Genomic DNA, 8,792 nt, shown 5'->3' on the forward strand with positions numbered 1-8,792 from the left:
AGGCGGCGTCAGTACGCGCCCCGGCCTCCGGTGACCGCGCGGAAGGTCTTCCACAGGATCGCCATGTCCAGCGCCAGCGACCAGTCCTCGACGTACCGCAGGTCGAGGCGGACGCTCTCCTCCCAGGACAGGTCGCTGCGGCCGCTGACCTGCCACAACCCGGTCATGCCCGGCTTGACGAGCAGCTTGCGGCGCGCGGCGCGCTCGTAGTTCTCGGTCTCGGCGGGCAGCGGCGGCCGCGGGCCGACCAGCGACATGGTGCCGCCCAGGACGTTGAACAGCTGCGGCAGCTCGTCCAGGGAGTACCGGCGCAGCACCGCGCCGACGCGGGTGATGCGCGGGTCGCGGCGGAGCTTGAACAGCGGGCCGGAGCCCTCGTTGTCGCCGAGCAGGCCGTGCCGCAGGCGGTCGGCGTCGATCACCATGGTGCGGAACTTGACCATCGTGAAGGTGCGGCCGTCCCGGCCGACGCGCAGCTGGCGGTAGAACACCGGGCCGCGGTCGTTGAGCTTGATCAGCGCCGCGATGCAGAGCAGGAGCGGCGCGGCCAGCACGAGCAGCGCCGCGGCGCCCATGCGGTCGACGACGTCCTTCACGACCCGGCGGCCGCCGGTGAACGTGGGCGCGGAGACCCGCAGCAGCGGCATGCCGAGCACTCCGGACACGTTGAGCCGGGGGCCCGCGATCTCCATCAGCACCGGGGCGACTACCAGTTCCGCGCCCGTGCCCTCCAGGTCCCACGCCAGCCGCTGCAGCCGCTCCGGTGTCCAATGCGGATCGGAGGTGACCGCCACGACCCGGTAGCCGCCGCGGCGGACCTGGTCGGCGAGCTCGTCGAGGCGGCCTGCCACCGCGATGCCGCCGATCTCGCCGGTGCCGCGTTCGCCCTGCCCGGTCGCGGTGCACACGGCCGACACCTGCCACCCGACGTGCGATTCGGTGCGAGTGCGCTCGATCAGGTCGCGCAGGGTGTCCGGCGACCCGGCCGCGATGACCGAGTGCATGCACTCGCCGGCGCGGCGCTTGCGGTGCAGCACCTGCCGCAGTCCGTACCGCAGCGGGAACGCGATCAGCGCGACGGCCGGGACCGCGTAGAAGACCCACGGCTGCACGTCGAGCGCGCCGAAGAGCAGCCCGGCGAGCGCGACGACCACCGCGGCGATCACGAGGCTGCGGCCGAGGCGGCGGAACTCCTCGGTGCCTTCGCCGAGCACGTGCTGGCTCCACGCGTGGTTGACCGGCAGCGAGCACAGGATCGCGAACGCGGTGCCCGACGCGTGCAGGAAGTAGGGCCGCCCGGTGATGTTGAGGATCAGCAGCGCGCCGGTCACGATGACCAGCAGCGTGGCGACCACGTCCGCGGTGATCACGTAGGCGCGGTACCGGGTCTCCCACGGCTGGGCGGCCGCGCGGGGGGCGGCCTTCTCGCCCGGGCCGACGGCGTGCAGCCGGGCGTGGCCCGCGAGGCCTCGCGTCTCGGAACCCAGGACCGCCTCCCCGAGCGGCATGGGCTTCCGCACCGGCTCTTCCATCCGACCTCCCGCGACGTCCGGCTGGGTGCCGGCGCGCCCCGATCACGCCGACGATTACGCAAAGTAATCGTGCTCTTTGCTCCGCCGACCCCGGCTGGGGTGGCATCTGCCCTGGAATCGGTGACGTTCAGAGTGGTGTTACAAGCCACTCCAAGGAATTTCCCGGTGGTCCGGCGACTCTCCGGCCACGGTTCGATCACGGCGAGATGACGGACCGCGGTCGTTGCTCAGCCGCAAACAACTACTCCTGGTAGCCGGTTAATTGACCACTTCCCAATGTGTTTCATCTAGTAAAACGTAGAAGCTGAAATTGCCCCGTTCGGGGCATTGCCGGAGGGTCGCCCGGCGGCGAGGATTGCTCCCGCCGCACGGTTGTTCCTCACCGGGGCGGCGGCCAGCTGTAGTGCCACAGCCATTGACACCCCGGCCGCGGCTGGTTGGCGAGGGAACCTCGGCGCACTTGCGTCTTTCCGCCCTCCCCGGTGCACCGGGGTTCCCTTCCCACCAAAGAATCTCCACGGCCCGCGGCGACCGCGGGCCGGAATCACGGAACGCACCCGGTGGACGCCTACGCCACCTCGCCGGAGGGCCGGGTGGAAATCTGCTCCGCGATGCGCCGCAACGCCTTCGCCGCCCCGGCCACGTCCCGCTGCGGGAACCGCGCCGCCGGGGCGCTCAGCGAGATCGCCGCGGGCAGGTTGGTCCCCAGCAGCGGCACGGCGACGCACCGCCCGTCGGCCTCGTTCTCCCCGTCGTCCACCGCGTACCCCTGGGCCCGGACCTTGTCCAGCTCGGCGAGGTAGTCCTCGACCGTGACGATGGTGCGTTCGGTGCGCGCCGGCATTCCGGAGCGCTCCAGCAGCTCGCGCACCCGCGCCTCGGGCAGGTGGGCGGTGATCGCCTTGCCCAGTGCTGTGGAGTGCAGCGGGTCGCGGTCGCCGCGGGAGGCGGCCAGCCGCACGCCGCGGCGGCTTTCGATGATGTCGATGTAGATGATGTGGTCGCTGTCCAGCAGCCCGAGGTTCGCGGTCTCGCCGAACTCGTCCCGCACACCCTCCAGCCACGGCCGCACCCGCTCGCGCAGCAGTTCGAGGTGCCGGGACTGCATGCCGAGAAAGCCCAGGCCCAGCCGGCACAAGCCGGTCGCCTCGTCCCGCTCGACGTAGCGGTGGGCCTCCAGCGTCCAGAGGTAGCGGTAGGCCGAGGACTTCGGCATCCCGGTGGCCTCGACCACCTCGTTGAGGGTGATGCCGTCCACCGACTCCTGCAGCAGGTTGAGGATGGCGCACACCCGGTCGACGGCGCGCAGGGAGTAGTCGCGATCTTCGGCGGGGGGAGGTTCGTCGGAGTTCCGGTGCGGCGACAGCGAACTCACCTCGTTTCAGCAGCAGGAGCGAGCGTTTCATGTTACCGCGACCACACCGCTTCACGCAGCCGTCACACCGGATCGGCCTGGCGAACGAGGGGGAGGTGACAGCGGTCTCCCGCGCCAGAGTGACGTGGAACCAGTGCCGGAATGAAACAAAACAGCCCCAGGTTGGAAGCCTTGGGACTGGACGTCAGAGTGGCTTCACCTGGGGCCGGTTTCGGTGGTGGGCGATACTGGGATCGAACCAGTGACCTCTTCGGTGTGAACGAAGCGCTCTCCCGCTGAGCTAATCGCCCCCGTCCGTACGAGAAGGAACTCTAGCGGATAGCCTGCCGGGCACTGCAAACGGGTGGTCTTTGGACCACACGCTGCGGATATGACCCGACACGCTGCGGAGAAGCCCGAGGTGATCGAGGTCGGCCCCGGCCGTGGAGCGATCCAGGTCACGTGCCGGGCGGCGAAGCCACGCTGTCCTGCCCGCGTTAAACCGAGCAGTATGTGTGGGTAGACGATCAGCGAGGCCGGTCCCGCAGGCCGGTACCGCGCGAGCGCGAGTGCGAGAGGTGCCGCGAACCCGTCCGGGTGAAGCCCGGGGATTTCGCGAAGCGAGACGGCGGGTACGTGCGTCTCACACTCGAAGCTCGGCCGAGCGGGCCGTGAAGGGAGACGAAAGGTAAGACGATGCGCAACGACCACGTGACGCTCCGCTCCACAGCGGTGTTCGACCTCCTCGCGCCGCGTGCCCCGGCCGTGCCGGTGAAGGTGGAGCTGCGGTACGACACCCGCGACCCGTACGCGGTCGTCGCGGCGTTCCGCACCGGCCGCGCCGGCTGGGTCGAATGGGTGTACGCCCGCGACCTGCTCGCCGACGGCCTGCTGGCCGAGGCCGGGGACGGCGACGTCCGCATCCGCCCGTCGGTCGAGGACCCCGAGTCGGTGATGATCGAGCTGAACTCGCCGTCCGGGCACGCCGTGTTCGAGGCGTCCGCCCAGGAGCTCGCCGACTTCCTGGACCGCACCTACGACGTGGTGCTGCCGGGCAACGAGCACCTGTGGATCGACATGGACGACGCCCTCACGCACCTGATTCCAAACGATCTTGGATAGCACCCGCGCGGGGGGCGCGGAACACCCACCCCCCTGTTTTCGCGGGTTGCCGGGTCGGATATTGTTCTCTCACACCACGACGACGGGGACCTTCGGAACCCGGAGTCACGGTAGGCGGACGTAGCGCAGCTGGTAGCGCATCACCTTGCCAAGGTGAGGGTCGCGGGTTCGAATCCCGTCGTCCGCTCGGAGGAGCCCACTCGGGCCCGCACGGTGGAGTGGCCGAGAGGCGAGGCAACGGCCTGCAAAGCCGTGTACACGGGTTCGAATCCCGTCTCCACCTCGCGCGATTAGCTCAGCGGGAGAGCGCTACCTTGACACGGTAGAGGTCACTGGTTCAATCCCAGTATCGCGCACCACCTCCGCAGAACGCGACGATCTTCCGATCGTCGCGTTTTTTGCGTTCGGGGTGTTCGCATGACAGCGGTCACGACGGCTGTGACGTGCGGCAAAAGTGCGCCGGAAGGGCCGCGGCGAGCTGTTAGCGTGCTCGGACCCCCACGTTTCCGGAAGGTGCTCGGAAGTGTCCGCCGACCTGTCGTCCGTCATCGCGGCCACCGCGCAGTGGCTGTTGCGCGCGTACCCGCCCGAGCGCGGCCCGCTGAGCGCCGCACTGGCGGAGGCGCAGTGCCGCCAGGCCGCGACGGTGGCCGCGTGGCTGCGGTACCCCACGGCGCTGGACGCGGGGCTCCTCGGGGTCGTCGGGCCCGGCGGGTCCGGGCGGCTGGACTGGGTGGCGGGCGTCGACGTGGTGCCGGGCGAGGACACCGCGTGGCGCACGTGGGTGGACGAGGTCGTCGCCAGCTGGGCGGCGTGCCTGCTCGCGGACCGCGCCCTGGCGGTGGCCGCGGCCGCGACGGTGAGCGGCTCGGTCCACGCGGCGGGCCTCGCGCCGGACTTCCGGCGCCTCACCGACCCAGACCTGCGCGACCGGCAGGCCGCCGTACTGCTGCGGCACCCCGACCTGCTGTCCCCGGTGGCCGACCTGCACCGGGACGACCTGCTGACCCGCCTCGGCCGCGGCGCGGCGCGGGCCGCCTGAGGATTCGTTCCGGACGCGAGCCGCGCCGGCCGCCGCCCGCGACTCCGTAGGCGGACTGACCGAGCGGCGGGCGGCACGCGCAGCCCGACTCCGGTAGGCAGAGTCCGGCCACCTGCACGAGACGAACCTCCCCGCCCACCTCGACGCAAAGCCGCCCTCCCCGCGCAGCCCACTGGGCCACCCGCCTCCCGTAGGCAGAGTCGGCAGCCGCCCACGCCGGACGAACCTGCCCGGCCGGTACGCCCCGCCTGACCGCCCCGAGTCCCGTGGGCGGAGCCGCTCACCCACCAAGGCGAACCTGCCCGACCGGCACGGCCCACGTAGCCGCCCGACCCCCCTGACCGCCCGCCCCCCGTAGGCGAAGCCGCCCACCCACGCCAACGCAAACTCGCCCCACCCGCACGACTCACCTGCCCGCCGGACCCCCTAGGCGAAGCCGCTCACCCACAACGGCGATCCTGCCCGGCCCGCGCCTCCGTGGGCGCCCCTCACCTGACGAGCAAGCCGCCACCGGCGCCGCGCGGACCATCCCCGTCACTCGGGTCCACTGTGGACCTCTCCGGAAAACCGCGTGCGGGCGACCACCCTGGCGGTATCGTCGCCGGATGACCATGACCCAGCTCGCGGCGCTCGGGGGTGTCATCGTGCTCGCCGCGATGGCGCCGGGGCCGGACTTCCTGATCGTCAGCAAGAACGCGCTGGTGTCCGGGCGGCGGGCCGGCATGGCCTGCGCGGCGGGGATCACCACCGGCGTGTTTTGCTGGGCGATCGTGACCGCGCTCGGGCTGGCCGGGTTGCTCGCCGCGTCCGCGGTCGCGTTCACCGTCGTCAAGCTCGCCGGCGCGGCGTACCTCCTGGTGCTGGGCGTCCGGACCCTGCTCACCGCGCGCCGCGGCCGGTACACCGCGCCCGGACCGGCCGCGGGCACGGGCAGCGCGTTCCGCCAGGGGCTGGTGTGCAACCTGCTCAACCCCAAGGTGGCGGCGTTCTTCCTGGCGCTCCTGCCGCAGTTCGTGCCCGACGGCGCCGGGGCCGGCGACCACCTGCTGCTGGCCGTCGTGGCGTCCGGGGTCACCCTCGTCTGGTACCTGGTGCTCGCGAACGTGGTCGGCGCGCTGCGGCGGGTGCTGTCCGCGACTCGGGTGCGACGCGCCATCGACGCCGTGATGGGCACGCTGCTGGTCGGGCTCGGCGTGCGCATCGCGCTGCCGTGATCGCCTTCCCCCAACGAGCGCTCACCCGTACCGCTCCCCCACGAAATCGCTCAACCGCTCGGCGAACACCTCCAGCGTCGCCGCCGCCTCGTGGCGCGCATCCCACGCCGCGGTCAGCTTGATCTCCAACCGGCGCTCGCCCGTGCGCACCCGCAGCGGCACCAGCCCGAACCGCGGGTCGTCCGACACCAGCGCCACGCCCCGGCCCGCCGCCGCGTGTGCCTGCGCCACCGTGCCGTTCGCGGCCTCGATCACCCGCGCGTAGGTCGTCCCCAGCTCCAGCAGCGCCGCGTCCAGCGACTGGCGCGCGGTGAACGCCGGCGGCAGCACGATCACCTGCTCTTCGAGCACCTCCGCGAGCGGCACGCTCCCCCGGCCGCTCCACGGGTGCCGCTCCGGCACGTACGCCCACACCGGCAGCACCGCCAGCCGCCGCGACCGGTAGGGCGCACGTGGCGCGGCCGTGGCGATCGCGAGGTCGGCGCCGCGCGCCAGGGTCTCCACCGCGGACAGCCCGTCCGCGCCCAGCACGTCGATCGTCGGGTCCTCGGGCGCCAGCGTCGCGATGAACGGGGCCACCACGTCGGTCAGGGTCACCGTCGGCGCACCGATCGTGAGGCGGTCGATGCGCCCGTGCGCGTGGAACGTCGCTGCCGTCTTCAGCGCCGCGGCCCGCTCCAGCACGTCCCGCGCGTTCGCCAGCAGGGCCCGGCCGACCCGCGACGGCGTCATCCGCCGCCCGGCGCGGTCGAACAGCTCGGCGCCCAGCTCGTCCTCCAGCTGGCGCAGCTGCCGCGACAGGCTCGGCTGGGTGATGTGCAGCAGCTCGGCCGCCCGGCTGACCGTGCCGGCCTCGCAGGTCACCACGAAGTACCGGAGGTGCCGCAACTCCATATATGCCTCCTGGGCATCAAAATTCTGCCGACCAAGTATTGGACAGCATGACGCGTCGCTCCCGAAACTGGGGCATGACCACGAGCACGAGCACAGGAATCCACCAGCAGCGGCGGCTGGAGACGGCGATCCCGGGACCGCGATCCCGCGAACTGATGGCGCGCAAGGGCGCCGCGGTCGCCTCGGGGGTCGGCACCACGATGCCGGTCTTCGCGGCCGCGGCCGCCGGCGGCATCGTGGTCGACGTCGACGGCAACCACCTGATCGACCTCGGCTCGGGCATCGCGGTCACCACCGTCGGCGCGAGCAACCCGCGGGTCGCGCGCGCGGTGCGGGAACAGGTGGAGGCGTTCACCCACACGTGCTTCATGGTCACCCCGTACGAGGGGTACGTGGCCGTCGCCGAGGCGCTCGGCCGTCTGACGCCCGGCGATCACGAGAAGCGCACGGCGCTGTTCAACTCTGGCGCGGAGGCCGTCGAGAACGCGGTCAAGATCGCGCGGGCGCACACCGGCCGCGGCGCGGTGGCCGTGTTCGACCACGCCTACCACGGCCGCACCAACCTGACGATGGCGATGACCGCGAAGTCCATGCCCTACAAGCACGGGTTCGGGCCGTTCGCGCCCGAGGTCTACCGCGCGCCGCTGTCCTACCCGTTCCGCGACGGCGGGCTGTCCGGGGCCGAGGCCGCGAACCGCGCGCTGGACGTGATCGAGAAGCAGGTCGGCGCGGCGAACCTGGCGGCGGTCGTGATCGAGCCGATCCAGGGCGAGGGCGGGTTCGTCGAGCCCGCGCCCGGTTTCCTGCCCGCGCTGGCCTCGTGGTGCCGGGCGAACGGGGTGGTGTTCGTCGCCGACGAGGTCCAGACCGGGTTCGCCCGCACCGGCGACTGGTTCGCGTGCGACCACGAGGGCGTGGTGCCCGACCTGATCGTGACGGCGAAGGGCATCGCGGGCGGGCTGCCGCTGTCGGCGGTGACCGGGCGGGCGGAGATCATGGACGCCGTGCACGCCGGTGGGCTCGGCGGCACCTACGGCGGCAACCCGCTCGCGTGCGCGGCCGCGCTGGCCGCCATCGAGACCATCGAGCAGGACGGGCTCGTGGCCCGCGCGCGGGAGATCGGCTCGCTGCTGAAGTCCCGGCTGCGCGGGCTGGACGACCCGCGGATCGGCGACGTGCGCGGTCGCGGCGGGATGATCGCGGTCGAGCTGGTGCGGCCGGGCACGACCGAGCCGGACGCGGCGCTGGCGAAGGCGGTCGCAGCGGCGGCCCACGAGCGCGGGGTGATCGTGCTGACCTGCGGCACGCACAGCAACGTCCTGCGTTTCCTGCCACCGCTGACGATCAGCGACGACCTCCTGCAAGACGCGATGGACGTGCTCGGGGAGGCGCTGCGCGCGTAGCGCTCTGGGGGCGCTGGGAGGCGCTCCGCACGGCTGGAGGCAGGCAGCGCCACCGCAGCCGGAGCCCGCCGCGGCGAGGCACGCGGCGCCCTGCCCAGCGGCGACGCGGTGCGCCTCCCCCGGGGACGCGCAGGGCGGCCTGCACTTCCGGGAACGCTGCGCACTCAGCGCTCCCAGGAACGCGATGGGCGCGACCGATCCTCCGGGGGCGCTTCGCACGCCTGCAGGCGA

At 72.3% G+C, this 8,792-nt stretch carries 7 protein-coding genes and 4 tRNA genes; 7 read left to right on the plus strand and 4 right to left on the minus strand.

What is annotated here, in order from left to right:
* Positions 1 to 8 precede the first annotated feature (8 nt).
* The 3 genes from AMY39116_RS0327010 to AMY39116_RS0327020 all read right to left on the minus strand — a co-directional run bounded on the left by AMY39116_RS0327010 (position 9) and on the right by AMY39116_RS0327020 (position 3,197).
* Complete coding sequence (locus AMY39116_RS0327010; RefSeq protein ID WP_020420738.1) at positions 9 to 1,532, minus strand: sugar transferase; 1,524 nt, start codon at positions 1,530 to 1,532, stop codon at positions 9 to 11.
* Positions 1,533 to 2,100: 568 nt separating this feature from the next.
* The gene (locus AMY39116_RS0327015; RefSeq protein WP_020420739.1) at positions 2,101 to 2,907 is read right to left on the minus strand and encodes an IclR family transcriptional regulator; all 807 of its coding nucleotides are present in this window, start codon (positions 2,905 to 2,907) and stop codon (positions 2,101 to 2,103) included.
* Positions 2,908 to 3,122: 215 nt separating this feature from the next.
* Positions 3,123 to 3,197 (minus strand) — tRNA-Val (locus tag AMY39116_RS0327020).
* A gap of 385 nt (positions 3,198 to 3,582) precedes the next feature.
* Here AMY39116_RS0327020 and AMY39116_RS0327025 point away from each other — a divergent pair.
* The 6 genes from AMY39116_RS0327025 to AMY39116_RS0327050 all read left to right on the plus strand — a co-directional run bounded on the left by AMY39116_RS0327025 (position 3,583) and on the right by AMY39116_RS0327050 (position 6,264).
* Positions 3,583 to 4,008 (plus strand): SsgA family sporulation/cell division regulator, encoded by a 426-nt coding sequence (locus AMY39116_RS0327025; RefSeq protein WP_017987927.1) that lies wholly within the window; start codon positions 3,583 to 3,585, stop codon positions 4,006 to 4,008.
* A gap of 114 nt (positions 4,009 to 4,122) precedes the next feature.
* Positions 4,123 to 4,195, plus strand: a tRNA-Gly gene (locus AMY39116_RS0327030).
* A 25-nt stretch (positions 4,196 to 4,220) separates the two neighbouring features.
* Positions 4,221 to 4,291 (plus strand) — tRNA-Cys (locus AMY39116_RS0327035).
* A 1-nt stretch (position 4,292) separates the two neighbouring features.
* Positions 4,293 to 4,367 (plus strand) — tRNA-Val (locus AMY39116_RS0327040).
* Between the two features lie 164 nt (positions 4,368 to 4,531).
* Positions 4,532 to 5,050, plus strand: a complete 519-nt coding sequence (locus tag AMY39116_RS0327045) for a hypothetical protein (RefSeq protein WP_020420740.1) — start codon at positions 4,532 to 4,534, stop codon at positions 5,048 to 5,050.
* A 605-nt stretch (positions 5,051 to 5,655) separates the two neighbouring features.
* Entirely contained in the window at positions 5,656 to 6,264 is a 609-nt protein-coding gene (locus tag AMY39116_RS0327050; protein ID WP_020420741.1) for a LysE family translocator, read from the plus strand.
* Between the two features lie 21 nt (positions 6,265 to 6,285).
* Here the strand turns inward: AMY39116_RS0327050 and AMY39116_RS0327055 are convergent, their stop codons facing one another.
* The gene (locus AMY39116_RS0327055; RefSeq protein ID WP_020420742.1) at positions 6,286 to 7,158 is read right to left on the minus strand and encodes a LysR family transcriptional regulator; all 873 of its coding nucleotides are present in this window, start codon (positions 7,156 to 7,158) and stop codon (positions 6,286 to 6,288) included.
* A 74-nt stretch (positions 7,159 to 7,232) separates the two neighbouring features.
* On the opposite strand from AMY39116_RS0327055, the gene gabT reads away from it, so the two are divergent.
* Positions 7,233 to 8,561: a 4-aminobutyrate--2-oxoglutarate transaminase gene (gene gabT / locus AMY39116_RS0327060; protein WP_020420743.1), complete on the plus strand. Its 1,329-nt coding sequence runs from the start codon at positions 7,233 to 7,235 to the stop codon at positions 8,559 to 8,561.
* The last annotated feature ends 231 nt before the right edge of the window (positions 8,562 to 8,792 follow it).

This window comes from Amycolatopsis sp. ATCC 39116, assembly GCF_000231075.2.
GTDB lineage: Bacteria > Actinomycetota > Actinomycetes > Mycobacteriales > Pseudonocardiaceae > Amycolatopsis_E > Amycolatopsis_E tucumanensis.